Consider the following 20147-nt stretch of genomic DNA (forward strand, 5'->3'; position numbering starts at 1 on the left):
CCGGGATGGTCCTTTCTCAGGAGAGTTGCGGTGCGTCGTGTCTGAGCACGCCCGGCGCGCCGGGGGAGTCCTGAGAAAGGGACGGAGTGCAGGCTGGCAGGTGCGAGGGTGATCGGATCCGCTCAGCGGCGCCTTGGACGGCCCTGCGCGAGCGCTGCGTGGACCGCTCCGATGACTGCGTACCAGTCGTCCATCACCATGCGATACGTGAAGCGGAGAGAGCGATAGCCGAGGATCGCCAACTGAGCGTCGCGCCAGCGATCCTGTTCATGGGCGTCCGGGGTGTCGTGGAACGCACGTCCATCCCACTCCACCACTAACCAATCGTCGATCAGCTCGTCGACGCGTCCGACGCCCGGGATCTCGACCTGATGTCGACCGACGATCCCAGCGCGTTCGAGCCGGATGCGACCGATGCTCTCGAGGAAACTCTCGCATCCGGCCTCGAGACGGGGAAGCCTGCGCCTGCGGGCACAAGGCAGCTTGTCGAGCCAAGCCCGGAGATCGCGACGGCGGTGGGGTTCTCGGTGCAGGACGGAGTCCAAGATCGCGCCGGCGACGTCAGGGTTCTGGCAGGTGACGATCTGACGAACGGCCGACTCACGGCTCACCACGAGGAGCGGCGCGATCGAATCGCCCCGAGGGACCACCGGTTGATCGTCGTCCCAGTGCAGGACCGCGTCGTCCCGGTCCTGCGCGGGCGGATGGCACCGGCGGTCGCCCGCATCGCGGAGGCGCCCCGCGTTCGACGGGACAGCGACGTGTACGCGCTGGTCTTCCGGTGTGGCCCAGCCGAACCAAGCGGCCGCCGAGATGCACGCGAGTCTCCCGCCGACCCGAACGGCTTGGACGATCTCCGGGGGTGCACCGGGGTCCGCGTACCAGCCTCGTTTCACCCTGATCAGCTCGGCCATCTCGACCGCGAGTCGGAGCGACCGCTTGGAATGGCCGCGAGCCCGAAGCTGATGGACCGTGGCGATACCGTACGCCGGGCGGTAGGCGTAGGTTCCTCCTGTCATCGGTCGATCGTCCACCCGGTGTCGCCTGACCGCCGAGCCACGCTGCTCATCTGGGGATGATCCGCCCCGTCGTGGATCTGTGGAGCGGACTCGCGGCGGTGGCCCTATCTCAGGACAGTTGCGGCGGGTCGGAGAGCGGGCGAGGCGACGCGCCGGCGGACTCCTGAGAAAGGACACGGAGCGGGAAGCCTACGCGGGACGGGGAGAGGGGCGGGGAGGACGGTGGGCGGGGATAGGGTGGCGGGATGAGCATGCACGGCGGACGGGGTGGGCCACGCGGCGGTGCACCCGGGGGCGGCGGGCCTCGAGCGGGCAGCCGTGTCAGCGGTGGCGACATGGCGGCGCAGAAGGCGCTCAACGCCGAGGCACCGAGGATCCCGAACCTCGGCAAGCGCATCGTCGCGCTGTTCGTACCCTTCCGCGCCAAGATCATCCTCACGATGGTGCTCGTCGTCATCGGTGCCGCCCTCGCGGTGCTCCCTCCGCTGCTGGTCAAGCAGGCGTTCGACGTCGGCCTGTTCCCGACCGACGGCGGCACCCCGAACCTCGTCGCCCTCGCGGAGATCGTCGGCGTGATGGTGGCGCTGTTCATCATCGCCGCCCTGCTCGGCGTCTGGCAGACCTACCTCACGGCGACCGTCGGCAACAGTGTCATGGGTGCCCTGCGCATCAAGCTGTTCTCGCAACTGCAGGCGATGGAACTGAGCTTCTTCACCCGCACGAAGACGGGCATCATCCAGTCGCGCCTCCAGAACGACGTCGGCGGCGTCGCGAACGTCCTCACCAACACCGTGTCGAGTGTGCTCGGCAACACCGTGACGGTCATCTCTGCGCTCGTCGCGATGCTCATCCTCAACTGGCAACTGACGATCGTCGCCCTCATCCTCATGCCGATCCTCGTGATCGCGCAGCGCCGCGTCGGTCAGGTCCGGGCACGGATCGCGACGAAGACGCAGGAGTCGCTGTCGGAGATGACCGCGATCACCCAGGAGGCCCTGAGCGTCTCCGGCGTGCTCCTCGCGAAGAGCTTCAACCGCCAGGACACCGAGGTCGAGCGCTACAGCGCCGAGAACCGCACCCAGATCCGCCTCCAGGTCAGCCAGGCGATGAGTGGTCAGTGGTTCTTCGCGATGGTCAACATCTTCCTCTCGTCCATCCCCGCGATCGTGTACCTGGTGGCCGGCTGGCTCATCACCGGTGGGGCGGTGGACGTCACCGCCGGCTCGATCGTGGCATTCACCACCATCCAGGCCCGCCTGCTGTTCCCGCTCATGGGCGTCATGCGCGTCGCTCTCGACCTGCAGACCTCCGGCGCCCTCTTCGCGCGGATCTTCGAGTACCTCGACCTCAAGCCCGCGATCGCCGACCGCCCCGGCGCCGCACCGCTCCCGAGCGTCGCACCGCAGATCCGCTTCGACGACGTCACCTTCCGCTACGCCGACGCCCAGGACGACTCGACCCCCACGCTCGACGGCGTCTCCTTCACGATCGAACCCGGACAGTTCGCCGCGTTCGTCGGACCGTCGGGAGCAGGCAAGACGACCATCTCCTACCTCATCCCGCGCTTCCAGGAGGTCTCGGGCGGACGGGTCATGGTGGCGGGCGCAGACGTCCGCGATGTCACGCAGGAGTCCTTGGTCTCCCGCATCGGCATCGTCAGTCAAGAGACCTACCTCTTCCACGCGACGATCGCCGAGAACCTCCGCTACGCGAAGCCCGACGCGACCCTCGAGGAGCTCGAGACCGCCTGCCGCGCGGCGAACATCCACGAGACGATCGCTCGCTTCGAGGACGGCTACGACACGCTCGTCGGGGAGCGCGGCTACCGCTTGTCCGGCGGCGAGAAGCAGCGCATCGCCATCGCGCGCGTGCTCTTGAAGGATCCGGAGGTGCTCATCCTCGACGAGGCGACGAGCGCCCTCGACACGATCTCCGAACGGGTCGTCCAGGTCGCCCTCGATGACGCGACCCGCGGACGCACCACGGTGTCGATCGCGCACCGCCTGTCGACCATCGTGCACGCCGACGTCATCTTCGTGCTCGATCGCGGGCGCATCGTGGAGCGCGGCACCCACCAGGAACTGCTCGCCGCCGGCGGCGTGTACGCGACCCTCTACGCCCAGCAGGCCGTCACCGTCTGAGCAGGACGTCGCGTCGCGTCGGGCACGTCGACGACGCGCTGACGTGAGTAGGCCTGGCGGCGCAGTCCGGCCGGCGAAGAATCGCGGCCCAGCCATTGTGGGCGCGCGGCACGGGTGGCTAGAGTGAGCGCCATCGTGACCCCCGAAGGAGGGGGCGCCCGCGCACCGCCGGATCGAGTAGGGGACTCGTCGATGACCGCAGCTGTGGACGCACCATCCGGATCCTCGCCAGACGGCACCGCGCCGACAGGCCGGTCAGACCCGCCGATCCCAGCTGCCCCCTCCTCGGCCGCCAGGTCCCGCGGGTTCGGTCGCGGACGGTTCGGTCGCCCCGGCTTCAGCATCCAGTCGAAGCTGCTCGTCATGCTGCTGCTCGTCAGCGTGGGAGCGTCGATCGTGACCGGGATCGTCGGGTACCTGTCCGGCAGTGACTCGCTGCGCCAGGCTTCGTTCGAGCGGCTGACCGAGGTCCGGGAGTCCCGCGCCCGTGAGATCACGAACTACTACGACCAGACGCGCGACTCGCTCGTCGTCTACACTCGCGGCACCACCGTGGTCGACGCGATGAACGGCTTCCACGACGCCTTCCACGAGTTGGAGGAGCAGCCGGTGGACCCGGCGCGCGCGTCGACGGTGACGTCGTTCTACGAGGACACGTTCGCTCCGGAGCTCGCCGAACGCACCGGAGACGAGGCGGACCCGGCTGCGTTCATCCCGACGAACCCGGCCGAGACCTACCTGCAGTCGGTGTACACGCCGGGCGACCTCGACTACGACACCGCCATCACCGTCGACGACGCCGGTGACGGGAGCGCCTGGTCGTCAGTGCACGCGCAGTACCACGACTACTTCCGCGAGATCATCGACCGTTTCGGGTACGAGGACGCCCTGCTCATCGATGACGAGGGCGACGTCGTCTACAGCGCCTACAAGGGTCCGGACCTCGGTACGAACGTCCTGACCGGCCCCTACAAGGGCGGGGTGCTCGAGGACGGCTTCACCGCGGCGCTCCGGTCGAACGCGATCGACTACGTGGGCATCACCGACTTCGAGCGCTACCAGCCGTCGCTCAACGTCCCGACGCAGTGGATCTTCTCACCGGTCGGCGAGAACGGTCGGGTCGACGGGGTGATGGCGCTGCAGGTCCCGATCGAGGCGATCAACGACATCATGACCGGCTCCGGCCAGTGGGAGCAGGACGGCCTGGGGGAGACCGGTGAGACGTACCTCGCCGGGCCCGATCAACTCATGCGCTCGACCTCCCGTCTGCTGATCGAGGATCCGAAGGCGTACGAGCGGGCCGCGGTCGCCGCCGGCACACCGCCGGAGACCGCCGCGCGTGCCGTTGCCGTCGCGGGGACGATCCAGATCCAACCGACCCGCACCGTCTCGGTCGAGCGTGCGCTCGCGGGCGAGACCGGCACCACCATCGGGCGCGGCTACCTCGGTGAGGAGAACCTCACGGCGTACACCCCGGTCGACATCGACGGGCTCCAGTGGGTGCTCGTCGCCCGGGTCGACGCCGCCGAGGCCTTCGCGCCGGTGACCGACTTCACCCGCAACCTCGTCATCTCGGTGCTCGCCATCGTGGTCGTGGTGTCGTTGCTCTCCCTGCTCCTGGCGCAGGTGTTCGCCCGGCCGGTGCGGGCACTCGTCGGCGCGGTGCGGCGGGTGGCCGGTGGCGACTACAGCGTCGAGGTGCCGAACACCCGACGCGACGAGTTCGGTGACCTGGGCACGGCCTTCAACGACATGAGCCGCAGCCTGAGACTCAAGCAGGAGCTCATCGAGGAGCAGCGAGCGGAGAACGAGAAGCTGCTGCTCACCCTCATGCCGGCGTCGGTCGCCAAGCGCTACAAGGACGGTGAGGAGACGATCTCCGAGGTCCACCAGGACGTGTCCGTCATCTTCGCCGACCTCGTGGGGTTCGATGACCTGACCCGCGGCCTCGATCCGGAGCGGGAGCTGTCGATGCTCAACGCGCTGGTCCGCAGCTTCGACGAGGCGGCCGAACGGCTCGGGATCGAGCAGGTGCGGACGCTGCGGGAGGGGTATCTCGCGAGCTGCGGGCTGATCGTCCCACGTGTCGACAACGTGCGTCGGACCCTCGACTTCGCGCTCGAGATGCGCACGATCGTCGAACGCTTCAATGCGCAGCACCAGGCGAACCTCACCCTGCGGGTCGGCGTGGACGCCGGTGTCGTGACGAGCGGCCTCGTCGGCCGGACGAGCCTCGCCTACGACATGTGGGGTGACGCGGTGAGCCTCGCCAACCAGGTGCAGTCGGTCTCCGGGACGGCCGGCATCTTCGTCAGTCAGCGGGTCCGCGACCGCATGCAGGACACCGTCGCCTTCGAGGCCGCCGGCACCGTGGAGACGCGCGGCGGTCCGCAGGCCGTCTGGCAGGTCGTCTCGGGGCCGAAGTCATGACGCAGGTGTGGCAGGAGGCTTGGTTCCCCTGGGCCGTGGCGCTGGCCGTCGGCGTACCCGTGCTGCTCATCGTCCTGACCGAGGTGCTCGGTGCGCTCAACCGCCGGAAGCACGCTGCGGCGAAACCGATCCGTCTGCTGCGCAACTACGTGGTGCCGGTCGGCGCGGTGTTCGCGCTCCTGGTGTTCGCCACGGCGCGGGCGGACGACAGCACCTGGGTGCGGATCGTCGGCACCCTCCTCGGGTTCCTCGTGATCCTCCTCATCCTCTCCGCCTTCAACGTCGCCCTGTTCGCGAACGCCGAGGAGGGGTCGTGGCGTGACCGGATCCCGTCGATCTTCGTCGATCTCGCGCGGCTGGCCCTCATCCTCATCAGCCTCGCGATCCTGTTCTCCTGGGTGTGGGACGCCGACATCGGCGGGCTGGTCACCGCGCTCGGCGTGACGTCGATCGTGATCGGCCTCGCCCTGCAGAACGCGGTCGGCGGGGTCATCTCGGGACTGCTCCTGCTGTTCGAGCAGCCGTTCCGGCTCGGCGACTGGCTCGACACCGGAAGCGTCCGCGGTCGCGTGGTCGAGGTGAACTGGCGTGCGGTCCACCTCGACACCGGCAACGGCATCCAGATCGTGCCGAACTCCTCGCTCGCGGGGGCGTCGTTCACGAACCTCAGCCAACCGGTCGGTGCGTACACCGCGAGCGTCGAGGTGACCTTCTCGACCGACGATCCGCCGGACGACGTGCTCCGGCTGCTCCGCGAGGTCGGATCGGGCCTGCCGATGCTCGAGCCGGGGGACGTGGTGTCCGCGTCCTACCTCGGCGCAGCGCGGTTCTCCGTCACCCTGCCCGTGTCCGGGCCCTCCACCGCCGACGCCGCCGTCGCCCTGTTCCGCGCCTGGCTCTGGTACGCCTCGCGGCGCCGCGGTCTCGCGCTCGACGGCGACGGCTCCGACCCGGTCGCGACGCCGGAGCGCTTGCGGAGTGCCATCGCCGAATTGGCGCCGACCCTCCACGCGCGGGAGGAGGACTACGACGAGCTCGCCCGGACGTGCACACTCGAGCGGTACGGGCCGGGGGAGACCATCCAGCAGGCGGGCACGATCCCCGGCGCGATGCGGTTCCTCGTCGAGGGTGGCGTCCATCTCGCCGTGCCGACGACGGACGGGCTCATCACCTTCCAACGACTCGGCGTCGGCGACTTCATCGGCCAGACGGCGCTGACGAGGGAGGTCGCCATGGCCGCCGCGATCGCCGACGGCACGACCCTGGTCCTGCGGATGCCGCTGTCCACCATCGACCAGCTCGTTCGCAGTAAGCCCCGCCTGGCCCAGGAGATCGGTGCCTCGATCGACAACAAGCACCGGCAGGCACAGGCGGCGCTCGCCGAGGCGGGGATCGTCCGCGGTACGATCGGCCGGTAGCCAGCAGCCGTCCCCAGCCGAGCGAGGAACCGATGCCGAACCCCGATGGACCGTCCGGGTCGCGGCCGTCGCCTGTCGGCGATTCCGTGACCGAGCGGATCCGCAACGCGATCTACGACGGGACGCTCCCCTCGGGCGAGCTGCTCATCGAGGAGGAGCTCCGGGAGTGGCTCGACGCTCCGAGTGAGGAAGTCGCCGCGGCACTCCGGGAACTCGAACGTGTAGGACTGGTCGAGACGGCACCGCAGCGGCACACCCGGGTCGCGCAGCCACGGGCCGAGGACCGGACAGCCGTGCTGCAGACCCTCGGAGCGCTCGTCAGCGGCGTCGTCCGCGTCACCGTCCCGACCTTGACCGCGGGGCAACGGGCCGAGCTCCTCGCCTTCGTCGAGCACACGATGACCACGGTGACGGCGGAGGACGCGGATGCGCACGGCCGCTGCGTCTGGGGGCTCGTGGACCGGTTCCTGAAGCACTGCGAGAACCCGGTCCTCGTCTCCGCGACGAAGGACGTGATCGGCGCCCTGATCTACCGTGTCGCGGCGACGCGGTCGGCTGAGACGGTGGACTGGTCGGATCTGCGCGTCGGGTACCCGCACCTCCGCTCCGCGATCGCATCAGGTGACGCCGTCGGGGCGGAACTCGCGATCGAGCACGTCTTCCGGCTCCAGGTCCCGCTCCACGACCTGGAGGTGCACTGAGCGACGGCGACATGCTGACCTCGGGGCTGTCGCCCGTGGGACCCGGGGCAATAGTCTGCTGATGGCGCGGTGCTCGCCAGAGCTCAGCGTCCACGTCGTCACCTCGAGCGAGAAGAGTCCAGATGTCCTCTCCGGAAGTCCCACCCTCCGTCGAACCGACGACCGCGTCGCAGCTGCTCGCCGAGGTCGCGGGTACCTTCCTGCTGGTCTTCGGTCTCGTCGGGACGGCGACCTTCTCCGCGTTCTTCGGCGAGGAGACGTCGAACCCCCTCGGCGTCGGTTTCCTCGGGGTGGCGATCGCCCTCGGCCTCTCGGTGACCATCGCCGCCTACGCGTTCGGTCCCATCTCCGGCGGGCACTTCAACCCGGCGGTGACGCTCGGGCTCGCCGCCGCCGGTCGGTTCCCCTGGCGTGCGACGTGGACGTTCATCCTCGCGCAGCTCGTCGGAGCGTTCCTCGGCGCACTCGCGGTGTTCGGCCTCGCGGCCGGCGGCCCGGCAGGCTTCCTCGACAAGGCGGTCGCGGGCGGCTTCGTCTCGAACGGCTTCGGCGAGCTCTCGCCCGGCGGATTCGGACTCGTCTCGGCGATCGTGATCGAGGTCGTCATCACCGCACTCTTCCTCTACGTCATCCTCGGCGTCACGCACACGCGGGCCGCCGCGGGCTTCGCGCCGATCGCCATCGGCGGCACGCTCACGCTGTTCCTGTTGATCGCGATCCCGATCGACAACGGCTCGCTCAACCCGGCGCGCTCCATCGCGACCGCCATCTTCGGCGGGGCCGACTGGCTCGCGCAGGTCTGGGTGTTCATCGTGTTCCCGATCATCGGCGCGCTGATCGCAGGATTCAGCTACCGGATCCTGTTCGAGGGGACCCGCCCGGCGGGGTCCCGACCGGTCGCGAACCGCAGCTGAGTCGTCCGAGCGTCGCCCGCACCCCGTCCGCCCTGGTGGACGGGGTGCGTCGTTTCGGGCCGGCACCCCGCGAACGCGGGCAACCCGCATTGGGGGACGCGCTTTCCACGGGCACCGAGCATGCTTGAGGTTCGAGCGCCGGAACCTTGGAGGGGCGATGACGATGACCGAACGCGACGCCCCCACGACCGCGTGGGTGGGTCCGCTGCAGGACGGCGGCAGCATGCCCGATGCGCCGCTCCCGCCGGACGTCGCCTGGGAGCTCCTCCGGGAGGCGCTCGTCGAGGACTTCATCGACGACCTCCCGCGTCCGGTCCGGACGGCGGAACTCGCCGCGCGGCTCCATGTGAGCCGAGCGTCCCTCATGACCAACATCCGTCGTGGCAATGTCGTCGCGAACCGTCGCGCCGGCCGCTGGGAGATCGACACCGTCGCGAGCCGCACCTATCTGCGGTCGGCCATCCTCAGCCTGGGTGAACGTCGTCGTGCGCTGAGCGGTGTCGATGAAGACCGCTCCGCGACCGTGCAACTGACGCTCAGCGGACGCGCGTCAGAAGTCCTCTCGGACCTCATGCAGGACACGCACCTGTCCGCTCCCGAACTCGTGGCCATCGCGCTCGACCGGTTCCGGAGCAACCCCGTCGACGCCGGCGTCGACGGGCACTGATCGACCCGGAATGACGATCGAGCGCTGACCGGCGCAGACGTGAACGGCCGGGCGCCCATCGGGACCCGGCCGTCTCGCGTTTCGAGCCGGGGACTACTCGTTGCCGACGGCCTTGTCCGCCGCGTCGCGGGCGCCGTCGATCTGCTCGTCGAACTTGCCGCCGGTGACCTTCTTGGCCGCGTCGGCCACGCTGCCGAGGAGCTTGTCGCTGATGTCCTCGGCCTGTTCGCTCTTCAGCGCGTCCTTGACCTTGTTGTCCTTCAGGAATTCCTGAGCCTTCTTGGTGATGTCGTCGAGTGCCATTCGTCGCTCCTGTTCATCGGGCCCGTTCGGGCGTCGGGATCATTCTTCGCCGTCAGCCGGTGTTCTGGCTAGCCCCTTGTCGGAGCCCGCAGCTCGCCCGGGCGGTCGACGGGAGGCGTCAGCCGGCGAGGTCGACCGGTCCGCCCCGGTCGTCGAGCATGCTGGTCATGAGCTCGATCTCCGCCTGCTGGCTCGCGATGACCGCGCGCGTGAAGGCCAGCGCGGTCGCGTTCGTGGTCCGCGGCTGCAGCGCCTCGGCCATCTCGACCGCGCCCTGGTGGTGGGCGATCATCAGGGTGAGGAAGACCCGCTCGGCTTGGAGACCGGACGCTGCCGTCAGCTGGTCGATCTGGGCGGGGGTGGCGAGGCCCGGCATCGGGTCGCCCGGGGTGTGGGTGGACCCCGGGGTCGCCGTGTCACCGCCGTGCGCATGGCCGCTCGCGCCCGTGAGCGTGGGGAGCGTCATCCACGTCATGTCCGGCTGCCGTGAACCCTGCGGCAGGTTCCACTGGACGAGCCAGTCGTACAGCTGGCCCGACTGCTGCGCCTGGGTGGTCGCGATGTCGTACGCGAGGGTGCGAACGTCGACCGCGTCCGTCCGGTCGCGGATGATCATGGCGAGCTCCACGCCCTGGTTGTGGTGCACCTGCATGTCGCGCGAGAAGCCCGCCTCGGCGCTCGTCGTGGTGGGTGTCGGGTCGGCGAGCGTGCTGAGTCGACCGACCGAGAAGCCGATCGCCGCGGCGACCATGATCGCGATGACGGCCATCGCGGCGATGACGATGCGCGTCCGGCTGGAGCCGTCGGGGGAGCCTTGCGCCTCCCAGGCGGCCAGTTCCTCGTCGGTCACGCCGCCGTCGGCCGGTTCACCGGTCGCCGGTGCGTCGGGTGTGCTCGCCGGGGTCAACGGATCAGACCTTGCCGGGACCGTCGATCGCGCCGGTGCAGGCCGCGCCGGGTTCCGGGACGTTGTTGCTCTTCCAGAACTCCTCGAAGAAGTCGGCGATGCGCGCGTCACTCGCGTTGTTGACCTGCAGCTGGGAGTTCCAGCCGCTCAGCACGATCGGCGAGGGGAGGTCGGACTTCGGCGACAGGACGACGTACGTGGTGGGGAGCAGCTCCTTGAGCTTCGTGAGCTCCGCGTCGCTGAGGGACGGGTCGTAGGTGACCCAGATCGCGCCGTGCTCGAGGGAGTGGACCGCGTTCTCGTTGGTCTGCTCCTCGGTGTAGATGCCGCAGTTCAGCCAGTACTGGTTGTGCGGGCCACCGGCCGGCGGGTTCTGCGGGTAGTCGACCGTGCCCTCGACGTGTTCCGAGGTGTTCTGGAACAGCTCCACGCCCGCGATGTCCTGGCCGGTGCCGGTGCCACCGCCGGGGTAGCTGGCGTTCTTCGGCAGGGTGAGGACGACGCTCGTGATGAGGACCGCAATGACGGCCACACCGCCCACGACACCGGCCCAGATCCCGATGCGGCGGTTGCGGTTCTTCCGCTTCTGCGCCTGCTTGAACGCGGCTACCTTGGCCTGACGCTGGGCTTCGCGCTCCTGCTTCACGCTCTGCTGCTTGACGGCGGGCGGGACGGGGGTGTTCTTGGGGCGATCTGCTGCAGGGGTCACGGGGGCCTCTCGAAAAAGTTGTATGCGTAACTATCGAACCAGATCGGCTTCCGCGGGCCGTTCCGGTGCCTGACGATGCGCAGTCGATTCTCAGGCTCATCCAAGCAGACAGCCGGTGAATCCAAGAGTTAGCCTGGTCTAACAAATGTAGCTTGGTCTTGCTAACATGGCCGACGTGACCAGTGACCTCGCCGCTCCGACGACCCGCGCGCCCCGCGGACCCCGACTCCTGTTCCTCCTCGGGCCCGCCTTCGTGGCGGCGATCGCCTACGTCGATCCCGGGAACGTCGCGGCCAACCTCACGGCGGGAGCCCAGTACGGCTACCTGCTCGTCTGGGTGCTCGTCGCCGCGAACGCGATGGCCGTGCTCGTCCAGTACCTCTCCGCCAAGCTCGGCCTCGTCACCGGGCAGAGCCTGCCCGAGCTGCTCGGCTCGCGACTGCGCACCGGGCCGCGTCGGCTCTACTGGGTGCAGGCGGAGCTCGTCGCCGCCGCGACCGACCTCGCCGAAGTGATCGGCGGCGCCGTGGCGCTGTACCTGCTGTTCGGGATCCCGCTCGTGCTCGGCGGCGTCATCGTCGGGGTCTTCTCGATCGTGCTCCTCGCCGTGCAGAACTGGTACGGCCAGCGGCATTTCGAGTTCGCGATCCTGACGCTCCTCGCCGTCATCGCCGTCGGCTTCCTCGCCGGTCTGTTCGTCAGTCCCGTCGACTGGGGTGCCGCGGCCGGTGGCCTGGTGCCGCGGTTCGAGGGCACGGCGACGGTCCTGCTCGCCGCGAGCATGCTCGGCGCGACGGTCATGCCGCACGCGATCTACCTCCACTCCTCGCTGAGTCGGGACCGGCACGGCGTCCAGACGAGCGACGGTGCCATCCGTCGGCTCATCGTGGCGACCCGCTGGGACGTCGCGGCGGCACTCGTCCTCGCCGGAGCGGTGAACATCGCGATGCTGCTGCTCGCGGCCGCGTCGCTCGGCGGCGTTGAGGGGACGGACTCGATCGAGGGCGCGCACGCGGCGATCACCGCTGCGCTCGGGCCGGTCATCGGCGTGATCTTCGCCATCGGCCTGCTCGCATCGGGGCTCGCCTCGACCTCGGTGGGCGCCTACGCGGGAGCGGCGATCATGGGCGGGCTCCTCAAGGTGCGCATCCCGTTGCTCGCCCGACGCGTGATCACCCTGATCCCGGCGCTCGTCATTTTGGCTGCGGGCATCGACCCGACCACCGCGCTCGTGCTCAGCCAGGTGTTCCTCAGCCTCGGCATCCCCTTCGCGCTCATCCCGCTCGTGCGCTACACGGGCGACCGGCGGATCATGGGTGTCCACGTCGACCAGCTCGCCACCCGCGTGTTCGCCTGGATCGTGGTCGCGCTCATCGTCACGCTGAACGTCGCGCTCATCGTGCTGACGTTCTTCGGGTGATCAGCCCGGCGGTTCGCTCGCCGGAACATCGGCGAACGGAGATGCCGGCGATCAGGCGACGACCGTCACCCAGACGGCGTCGGCGGCGAGGCGACCGAGCGTGAGGCGGGTGCCGGTGGCGGTGAGCCGGAGTTCCAGTTCGCCCGCGAACGCCCGGTGGTCGTCCACGCTGAGTTCGGTGTCGAGGACGATGCCGAGGGTGCTCAGATGGCGGAGGGTCTCCGGGTCGGCGTCCGAGATGCGGCACACCGTCAGCGGGCTGTCCGACGGCGCCTCGTTCAACCGGACCGCGTCCGGGCGGTGCGGGGTGCCGTCGGCAGAGGGGATCGGGTCGCCGTGCGGATCGCGGATCGGGTGGCCGAGGGCGGCGTCGATGCGCTCGATCATCGTGTCGCTCGCCGCGTGCTCGAGGATCTCCGCCTCGTCGTGGACCTCGTCCCAGCCGTAGCCGAGCATCTCGACGAGGAAGGTCTCGATGAGCCGGTGTCGCCGGACCATCGCGACCGCGTGCGCCTGCCCGGCGGGGGTGAGCTCGATGCTGCCGTAGGGCTCGTGCACGACGAGTCCCTGGGCCGCGAGTCGCTTCACGGCGTCGGAGGCGGTCGCGGGACGGACACCCATGCGATCCGCGAGCAGCTTGACGGTGGCCGACTCGTCGGCCCACTCGGAGGTCGTCCAGATCGTCTTGAGGTAGTCCTGGGAGACGGCGGAGAGGCCGGAGACGGTCATGCCTCCAGTCTAGGGAGCGCGGTGCGCGTCCATCATGCGTCCGTCGGCAGGCCACCGGGTGTTCACGCCCGCCTGGCAGAATGGGCACCGGCACCCCCGAACAGGGCACCCGACTGCTACGGTCGAGTCCTCGCACCCGCGAACACCGATCCATCCGACGAGAAGGGCCACGCGATGTCCCAGGCGCTGCGCACCTCGACCGCACGGCTCGGATCCGGCGCGAGTGCCACGCTCGAACTCGTCGCCGCGGCCATGGCGGGCGAAGGCCACCTGGACGCACCCGGGGCGGACGGGACACCCCGTCGTCGCCCGGTCGAGCTCGCGTTGCGCCGGCTCCCGGCGCTCGTCGCGGTGCTGCTGCTCGCCGCGGTCGTGCTCGCGGTCATCGGTGTCCTCATGGTGCTGACCCTCGCCGTCCGGCTGGTGTCCTCGGCTGTCTCGGCACTCGGTCCGCGGCAGCGACTCGTCGCGATCCACTGACGTCGGATCGGCCCCGTCATCCGGCTGCGTTCTCTGCACTCGCCGGGTAGGGTGGTCAGCATGCGTCTCCGCCTGTCGTGTTCCTGCTGTCCCCGCTGAGCCGTCCCTGCCCGGGATGCCGCCTCAGCCGCCCCAGCCATCCGGTGACGCACGCGAGAGTCGTGCGGTGACGCACCACAGGAACAGATTGCAGACATGAACTACGCAGACTCCGTCCTCGATCTCATCGGGAACACGCCCCTCGTCAAGCTCAACCGGGTCACCGAGGGCATCGCGGCCACCGTGCTCGTCAAGGTCGAGTACCTCAACCCGGGCGGCTCCTCGAAGGACCGCATCGCGACGCGCATCATCGACGCCGCCGAGGCGTCGGGCGACCTCAAGCCGGGCGGCACGATCGTCGAGCCCACCTCCGGCAACACCGGCGTCGGCCTCGCCCTCGTCGCCCAGCAGCGCGGGTACCGCTGCGTGTTCGTCCTGCCCGACAAGGTCGGCGAGGACAAGCGGAACGTGCTCACCGCCTACGGTGCGGAGATCGTCGTCACGCCCACCTCTGTCGCTCCCGACAGCCCCGACTCGTACTACAGCGTGTCCGACCGCCTCACCGCCGAGATCCCGGGCGCGTTCAAGCCCAACCAGTACGCGAACCCGAACGGGCCGCGCAGCCACTACGAGTCGACCGGTCCCGAGATCTGGCGCGACACCGAGGGCGAGATCACCCACTTCGTCGCGGGCGTCGGCACCGGAGGCACCATCTCCGGGACGGGCAAGTACCTCAAGGAGGTCTCCGAGGGCGGCGTGCGCATCATCGGCGCAGACCCGGAGGGCTCGGTCTACTCGGGCGGCACCGGTCGCCCGTACCTCGTCGAGGGTGTCGGCGAGGACTTCTGGCCGACCGCGTACGACCCCTCCATCCCCGACGAGATCATCGCCGTCACCGACGCCGAGTCGTTCGCGATGACGCGTCGCCTCGCCCGTGAGGAGGGACTGCTCGTGGGCGGCTCCAGCGGCATGGCGGTCCAGGCCGCTCTCGTCGCGGCGCGCGACCTCCCGGCGTCGGCCGTGGTCGTCGTCCTCCTGCCCGACGGCGGGCGCGGCTACCTCGGCAAGATCTTCAACGACTCCTGGCTGCAGTCCTACGGCTTCAGCGAGGTCGCCGACGACCGCACGGTGGGCGACATCCTCCGTGGCAAGGGCTCGGAGATGCCGGACCTCGTGCACGTGCACCCGAGCGACACCGTCCGCGACGTCGTCGACATCATGACCGAGTACGGCGTCTCGCAGCTCCCGGTGCTGAGCGCCGAGCCGCCCGTGGTGATGGGCGAGGTCGTCGGTGCGATCGACGAGGCCAGCCTCATGGACGCCGTCTTCAGCGGCGCGGCCAAGATGAACGACGCCGCGAGCGCGTTCGTCGGCGACCCGCTGCCGCTCATCGGTCTCGGTGAGTCCATCCCGGCGGCGCGCGCGGCACTCGGTTCCGCCCCGGCGTTCCTCGTCACCGACGGTGGCAAGCCGATCGGCGTCATCACGCGGCACGACCTCCTCACCTACCTGGCGGGTTGAGCGTGGGCGGCATGCAGGTCGTGTGGGCGGAGTCCGGGCGATGTCCCGACCACGCCCGACCCCGGTGACCGGGCCAGTCCGACCGGTCGCCCACCCCGACACCTCCCCGAATCCTGAACCGAAAGAGTCACCCATGAGCAAGCACGACCACGGCTTCGCCACCCGCAGCATCCACGCCGGACAGGAGTTCGACCCCACCACCGGGGCGATCATCCCGCCGATCTACCAGACCTCGACCTTCGTCCAGGACGGCGTCGGCGGGCTCCGCGGCGGCTACGAGTACAGCCGCTCCGCCAACCCGACCCGCACGGCGCTCGAGACGCAGCTCGCCGCGCTCGAGGGTGCGAAGCACGGCTTCTCCTTCGCCTCCGGCCTCGCCGCCGAGGACGCGCTCATCCGCACGGCCCTCCGCCCCGGCGACCACATCGTCATCGGCAACGACGTCTACGGCGGTACTTACCGGCTGATCAACCGGGTGCACGGCGCCTGGGGCATCGAGCACACGGTCGTGGACCTCGGCGACCTCGCGGCCGTCGAAGCGGCGATCATCCCGGGCCGCACGAAGCTGCTGTGGGTCGAGACGCCGAGCAACCCGCTCATGAAGATCAGCGACATCGCGGCACTCGCGGCCCTCGCGCACCGCCACGAGGTGCTCTCCGTCGTGGACAACACCTTCGCCTCGCCGGCGCTGCAGCAGCCGCTCTCGCTCGGGGCCGACATCGTCGTGCACTCGACGACCAAGTACCTCGGCGGTCACTCCGACGTCCTCGGTGGCGCCATCATCATGAACGACGACGAGCTCGCCGAGCAGCTCGGCTTCGTGCAGTTCGCCGCCGGCGCGGTCTCGGCCCCGCTCGACGCGTGGCTCACGACCCGCGGCATCAAGACCCTCGCGGTGCGCATGCGCCAGCACAGCGCGAACGCGCAGGCGATCGCGGAGTTCCTCGACGGCCACGCCGCCGTCGAGCGCGTCTACTACCCGGGCCTCGAGAGCCACCCCGGTCACGAGCTCGCCGCCCGCCAGATGTCCGGGTTCGGCGGCATGCTGTCGCTCGCGCTCGTCGGTGGCCCGGCTGCAGCCACGCGCCTCGTCGAGAAGACGAAACTCTTCGCGCTCGCCGAGTCGCTCGGCGGCGTCGAGTCGCTCATCGGCCTGCCGGCGCAGATGACGCACGCCTCGGTGAAGGGCACGGAGCTGGCGGTCCCCGAGAACGTCGTCCGGCTGTCGGTCGGCATCGAGGACGTCGCCGACCTCATCGCCGACCTCGACCGCGCGCTCGCGAAGGTCCTGAAGGCGAGCGCCAAGCACTAGCGGGCGGTCCCGGCTCGTTCGCAATTCAGGAAGGCTGCGGCGCGCCCTGCGCCCGAACCCGTCGATCGGCGACGGCGCGCCGGGCACGTCCTGAATGGTGAACGGGTCGGGGTTCGTCAGCGCTTGACCTCAAGTCACGTTGAGGTTCTAGGCTCGGAATCGTGACCACAGCGACGACCCCCGAGCCCGCGACCGGAGCCGACCCGACGCCCCGCGACCGCGGGATCTTCAGCCGCCGGTTCGTCCTCGTCACCATCGGTGCGTGCGCGCTCGTGTTCCTCGGCGCCTTCGAGTCCCTCGCCGTCACGACGATCATGCCGCTCGTGAGTGGCGAGCTCGGCGGAGAGCAGCTCTACGCGCTCGCCTTCGCCGGCCCGCTCGCCGTCAGTGTCATCGGCATGGTCGCCGCGGGCTCGGTCGCCGACCGGATCGGTCCAGTCCAGCCGCTGCTCGCCTCCGTCGTCCTGTTCCTCGTCGGTCTCCTCCTGGCCGGAACCGCGACCACGATGTGGGCCGTCGTCGCCGGACGCCTCGTCCAGAGCCTCGGTTCGGGAGCGATGACCGTCGCCCTGTACGTCCTCGTCGCCCGCATCTACCCACCGGCCCTGCACCCGCGGATCTTCGCCGGGTTCGCGGCCGCCTGGGTCGTCCCCTCCCTGATCGGGCCGTTCCTCGCCGGGGTGGTCGCCGAGCGGTTCAGCTGGCACTGGGTCTTCCTCGGGGTCGTCGGCCTCGTGGTCGTCGCGACGCTCCTCCTCCTGCCGGCCCTCCGGATGCTGCGGGCCTCCGCAACCGAGCGCGCCGAGCGGCAGGCCGCCGAGCAGGAGTCGGCGAAGGATGGCGGCGAGGCAGCCCCCGTCGCGCGGACGGGCGCGGAGCTGCGTCGACTCGGCTGGGCGGTGCTCGTCGCGGCGGCGGTCCTCGCGGTCAACCTCTCGACGGAGTTCTCGGGATGGACCGCCTGGGCGCTCCCGGTCGTCGGTGCCGTGGTCGCGATCCTCGCCCTCCGACCACTCATCCCGCTCGGCACGCTCACCGCACGCCGCGGGCTCCCGACGGTCATCCTGGTGCGCGGACTGACCTCCGCCGCGTTCTTCGGCGCCGAGGTGTACGTGCCGTACCTGCTGACCCGCGAGCACGGGCTCACGCCGGCGCTCGCCGGACTCGCGCTCACCGGTGGTGCGATCGCGTGGTCGCTGTCGTCCTGGTTGCAGGGGCGCCTCGGGGACCGACTGTCGAATGCGAACGCCGTGCAGATCGGGTCGTCGCTCGTCACGGTCGCCGTCGCGATCGCCCTGTCCGCAGCCCTCGTCGGCCTGCCACCGGCGGTGCCGATCGTCGCCTGGGTGGTGAGCGGTGGCGGCATGGGCCTCATGTTCCCGCGACTCAGCGTCATGACGCTCGCCTACTCCGACGAGCGCTCGCAGGGGTTCAACAGTGCGGCGATGTCCATCGGCGACGCGATCGGCGGTGCCCTCGCGCTCGCGGCGACCGGGCTGGCGTTCACGGCGCTCGACGGCTCCGGGGCATTCGCCGGAGTGGGCTGGATCGCTCCCGGCGGAATCGCGTTCGCCGGGTGCTTCGCGATCGCGCTGGTCGCCGGTGTCGCGGCGGTCGTCGTCGCGCGTCGGGTGAGCCGACCAGCGGAGCCAGGCTCGACCGGGTGAGCCGAGACGCCGTCGCCTGGGTAGTGCTGCGGTGCGTGGGGGGTAGCGTCGCCCACGCATCGCTGCAGTGCCCAGGCGGCGTCGCGGATCTGGAGGACGGGTGCAGCGGGTACCGTTGATGCAGATATTCCGTGTGCCCACGACGAGCGTCGTCCGTTGCGCTCGCGCTGATGAGGAGAGCGATGCAGGACCCGACGACCGCTCGCGCGGAGCACCCCGCTCGCCGTCCTCCGGTGTGGCCGCATCTCGTCGCCCTCGTCATCGTCGCGGCGACGCTGGTCGTCGGCCTGGTGGTGTATCCGTCTGCTCCTGATCCGATGCCGGTGCACTTCGACGCCGCACTCCAGCCGGACGCCTGGGCGGACAAGAGTCTCGGCGGGTTCCTGCTCCCGGTCATCATCGGCGCCGCGGTCATGGCGATCTTCTGGATCGTCGCCGCCTGCCTGCCGCTCGCCGGAACGACCCGATCGGATGGTGACACCCACCCACCGGCCGCTGCATCGACGTGGTCAACGCAACTGTCGCCCCGTCCGGAGGTGACGGCTGCCACGCTGGACGCCACCGGGCGACTGCTGGGGAATCTGACGATCGCGACCGCCGCCCTCATCGCCGTCGTCGCACTCACCACCTGGCTCGGTGTGCCCGCGTGGATGGCACCCTGGCTGCTCCCGGTGCTGATGGCGGCGTTCTTCGGCTCGCTCGCCGTCTCGTGCGTCCGGGTGTTCCGGGCGCAACGCGGGCTCGTGTGATGGCGCCCGCGTCCACGAGGGGTGCCGAAGCCGCGTACCCTTGATGCGTACGTCTCGGCTCGTCCCCCCAGTGACCCGCTCCTCGTGTCTCGGAGCCGGACTGCAGAAGGACTCTCTTGAGCGACGAATGCAAACACGGTTTCGACAACGGCCTCTGCGCGACCTGCTTCCCGCCGCCGCCCCGCGAGGTGCCGGTCGCTGAACCGCCCGCTCCCAAGGTCCGTCGGTCGACGGTCGCTCCCTCGCTCCGCGAGCCGGCGCCGACCCGCGTGCGGACCGCGGCCACCACGAAGACGGTGACGAAGGCGGCGGCCGCCCTGCCCGTCGTGCGCGTCGGCGAGCAGCGGCTGTACCACGTCACCCACATCCGCAACCTCGAGCGCATCCTCGAGACCGGCAGCATCCTGCCGGTGGCGTCACCGGCGCTCCCTGACGGGCCGGTCGTCGACATCGCCGCCGCGAGCCACCGCGAAGCGCGTCGCACGATGGTCCTCGCCGGCACCGACGACCTCACGCCCGCCGACTTCGTCCCGTTCTTCCTGACCCCGGACGCCGACCTCTGGGCGGGCATCCGCGCGGGTGAGCACGACGTCCGTCTGTCCGCCGAGGCGTTCGCGTCGTCGGTCAACGACTACGTCGTGCTCGTCACCACGATCGACGGCGCAGCCGTGCACCCGGGCGAGTTCGACGCCGACACCGGCCGGCCCTCCCGCGCGCGGGTCGTGGTCGCCGACGGTGACGCCTCCCATGTGCTCACGAGCATCGGCGCGAACGCGATGACCGCCGACCGCATGGTGCAGCGCTTCGCGACCGACGAAGATCCCGCGGCCCTCCGACGCGCCGAGGTGCTCGTCGCCGACGCCGTGCCGTTCGACCGCGTCACCGTGATCGGTGTCGCGACGGTCAACGTCCGCGAGCACGTCAAGCGACTCGTCGCCGGCGCCGGCCACCGCACCAAGGTCGCCGCCTACACCCCCTGGTTCCAGGAGCACGTCGCCGAGTAGGCGAAGCGTCACCGCGT

18 protein-coding genes are annotated in these 20147 nt (G+C 70.1%); 13 read left to right on the forward strand and 5 right to left on the reverse strand.

All coding sequences use genetic code 11. From position 1 onward, the window contains the following. Positions 1-122: 122 nt before the first annotated feature. Complete coding sequence (locus IFT89_RS11005) at positions 123-1019, reverse strand: DUF559 domain-containing protein (protein WP_192019068.1); 897 nt, start codon at positions 1017-1019, stop codon at positions 123-125. Between the two features lie 251 nt (positions 1020-1270). On the opposite strand from IFT89_RS11005, the gene IFT89_RS11010 reads away from it, so the two are divergent. The 6 genes from IFT89_RS11010 (at position 1271) to IFT89_RS11035 (ending at position 9290) form a co-directional block, all read left to right on the forward strand. Beyond that, on the forward strand, positions 1271-3160 hold the full coding sequence (locus tag IFT89_RS11010; protein WP_202938964.1) for an ABC transporter ATP-binding protein: 1890 nt from the start codon (positions 1271-1273) through the stop codon (positions 3158-3160). Positions 3161-3352: 192 nt separating this feature from the next. Continuing rightward, positions 3353-5590, forward strand: coding sequence for an adenylate/guanylate cyclase domain-containing protein (locus IFT89_RS11015; protein WP_202938952.1), 2238 nt, complete (start codon positions 3353-3355; stop codon positions 5588-5590). Continuing rightward, positions 5587-7008, forward strand: coding sequence for a mechanosensitive ion channel domain-containing protein (locus IFT89_RS11020; protein WP_202938953.1), 1422 nt, complete (start codon positions 5587-5589; stop codon positions 7006-7008). Before IFT89_RS11015 ends, IFT89_RS11020 begins: the two co-directional genes overlap by 4 nt. A gap of 86 nt (positions 7009-7094) precedes the next feature. Continuing rightward, the gene (locus IFT89_RS11025) at positions 7095-7709 is read left to right on the forward strand and encodes a GntR family transcriptional regulator (RefSeq protein ID WP_202938954.1); all 615 of its coding nucleotides are present in this window, start codon (positions 7095-7097) and stop codon (positions 7707-7709) included. A 122-nt stretch (positions 7710-7831) separates the two neighbouring features. Further along, on the forward strand, positions 7832-8623 hold the full coding sequence (locus IFT89_RS11030; RefSeq protein WP_202938955.1) for an aquaporin: 792 nt from the start codon (positions 7832-7834) through the stop codon (positions 8621-8623). 157 nt (positions 8624-8780) lie between these two features. Then, the gene (locus tag IFT89_RS11035) at positions 8781-9290 is read left to right on the forward strand and encodes a hypothetical protein (protein WP_079706735.1); all 510 of its coding nucleotides are present in this window, start codon (positions 8781-8783) and stop codon (positions 9288-9290) included. Between the two features lie 93 nt (positions 9291-9383). Here IFT89_RS11035 and IFT89_RS11040 read toward each other — a convergent pair whose 3' ends face one another. From IFT89_RS11040 to IFT89_RS20790, 3 genes are all read right to left on the reverse strand, one after another. Then, positions 9384-9593, reverse strand: coding sequence for an antitoxin (locus IFT89_RS11040; RefSeq protein WP_079706736.1), 210 nt, complete (start codon positions 9591-9593; stop codon positions 9384-9386). Positions 9594-9711: 118 nt separating this feature from the next. Next, on the reverse strand, positions 9712-10500 hold the full coding sequence (locus tag IFT89_RS11045; RefSeq protein WP_244650691.1) for a DUF305 domain-containing protein: 789 nt from the start codon (positions 10498-10500) through the stop codon (positions 9712-9714). Positions 10501-10504: 4 nt separating this feature from the next. Continuing rightward, on the reverse strand, positions 10505-11209 hold the full coding sequence (locus IFT89_RS20790; protein WP_124767330.1) for a DUF3105 domain-containing protein: 705 nt from the start codon (positions 11207-11209) through the stop codon (positions 10505-10507). A gap of 166 nt (positions 11210-11375) precedes the next feature. Between IFT89_RS20790 and IFT89_RS11055 the strand changes: the two genes are divergently transcribed. Further along, positions 11376-12629 carry an Nramp family divalent metal transporter gene (locus IFT89_RS11055; protein WP_137243876.1) on the forward strand — a complete coding sequence of 418 codons (1254 nt, stop codon included), beginning with the start codon at positions 11376-11378 and terminating at the stop codon, positions 12627-12629. Positions 12630-12680: 51 nt separating this feature from the next. On the opposite strand, the gene IFT89_RS11060 is transcribed toward IFT89_RS11055, so the two are convergent. Then, positions 12681-13358 (reverse strand): metal-dependent transcriptional regulator, encoded by a 678-nt coding sequence (locus IFT89_RS11060; protein ID WP_079706739.1) that lies wholly within the window; start codon positions 13356-13358, stop codon positions 12681-12683. Between the two features lie 174 nt (positions 13359-13532). On the opposite strand from IFT89_RS11060, the gene IFT89_RS11065 reads away from it, so the two are divergent. The 6 genes from IFT89_RS11065 to IFT89_RS11090 all read left to right on the forward strand — a co-directional run bounded on the left by IFT89_RS11065 (position 13533) and on the right by IFT89_RS11090 (position 20130). Beyond that, positions 13533-13838: a hypothetical protein gene (locus IFT89_RS11065; RefSeq protein WP_202938956.1), complete on the forward strand. Its 306-nt coding sequence runs from the start codon at positions 13533-13535 to the stop codon at positions 13836-13838. 195 nt (positions 13839-14033) lie between these two features. Then, on the forward strand, positions 14034-15398 hold the full coding sequence (locus IFT89_RS11070; RefSeq protein WP_064295706.1) for a cystathionine beta-synthase: 1365 nt from the start codon (positions 14034-14036) through the stop codon (positions 15396-15398). 133 nt (positions 15399-15531) lie between these two features. Further along, the gene (locus tag IFT89_RS11075; RefSeq protein WP_071258797.1) at positions 15532-16710 is read left to right on the forward strand and encodes a cystathionine gamma-synthase; all 1179 of its coding nucleotides are present in this window, start codon (positions 15532-15534) and stop codon (positions 16708-16710) included. A gap of 161 nt (positions 16711-16871) precedes the next feature. Next, complete coding sequence (locus IFT89_RS11080; RefSeq protein ID WP_202938957.1) at positions 16872-18377, forward strand: MFS transporter; 1506 nt, start codon at positions 16872-16874, stop codon at positions 18375-18377. Positions 18378-18559: 182 nt separating this feature from the next. Beyond that, a complete protein-coding gene (locus tag IFT89_RS11085) occupies positions 18560-19126 on the forward strand; it encodes a DUF1648 domain-containing protein (protein ID WP_202938958.1) in 567 nt (188 codons plus the stop codon). A gap of 116 nt (positions 19127-19242) precedes the next feature. Further along, on the forward strand, positions 19243-20130 hold the full coding sequence (locus tag IFT89_RS11090; RefSeq protein ID WP_085512710.1) for a DarT ssDNA thymidine ADP-ribosyltransferase family protein: 888 nt from the start codon (positions 19243-19245) through the stop codon (positions 20128-20130). Positions 20131-20147: the final 17 nt, after the last annotated feature.

It is taken from the genome of Plantibacter sp. CFBP 13570 (assembly GCF_014841395.1).
Classification (GTDB): Bacteria; Actinomycetota; Actinomycetes; order Actinomycetales; family Microbacteriaceae; genus Plantibacter; species Plantibacter auratus.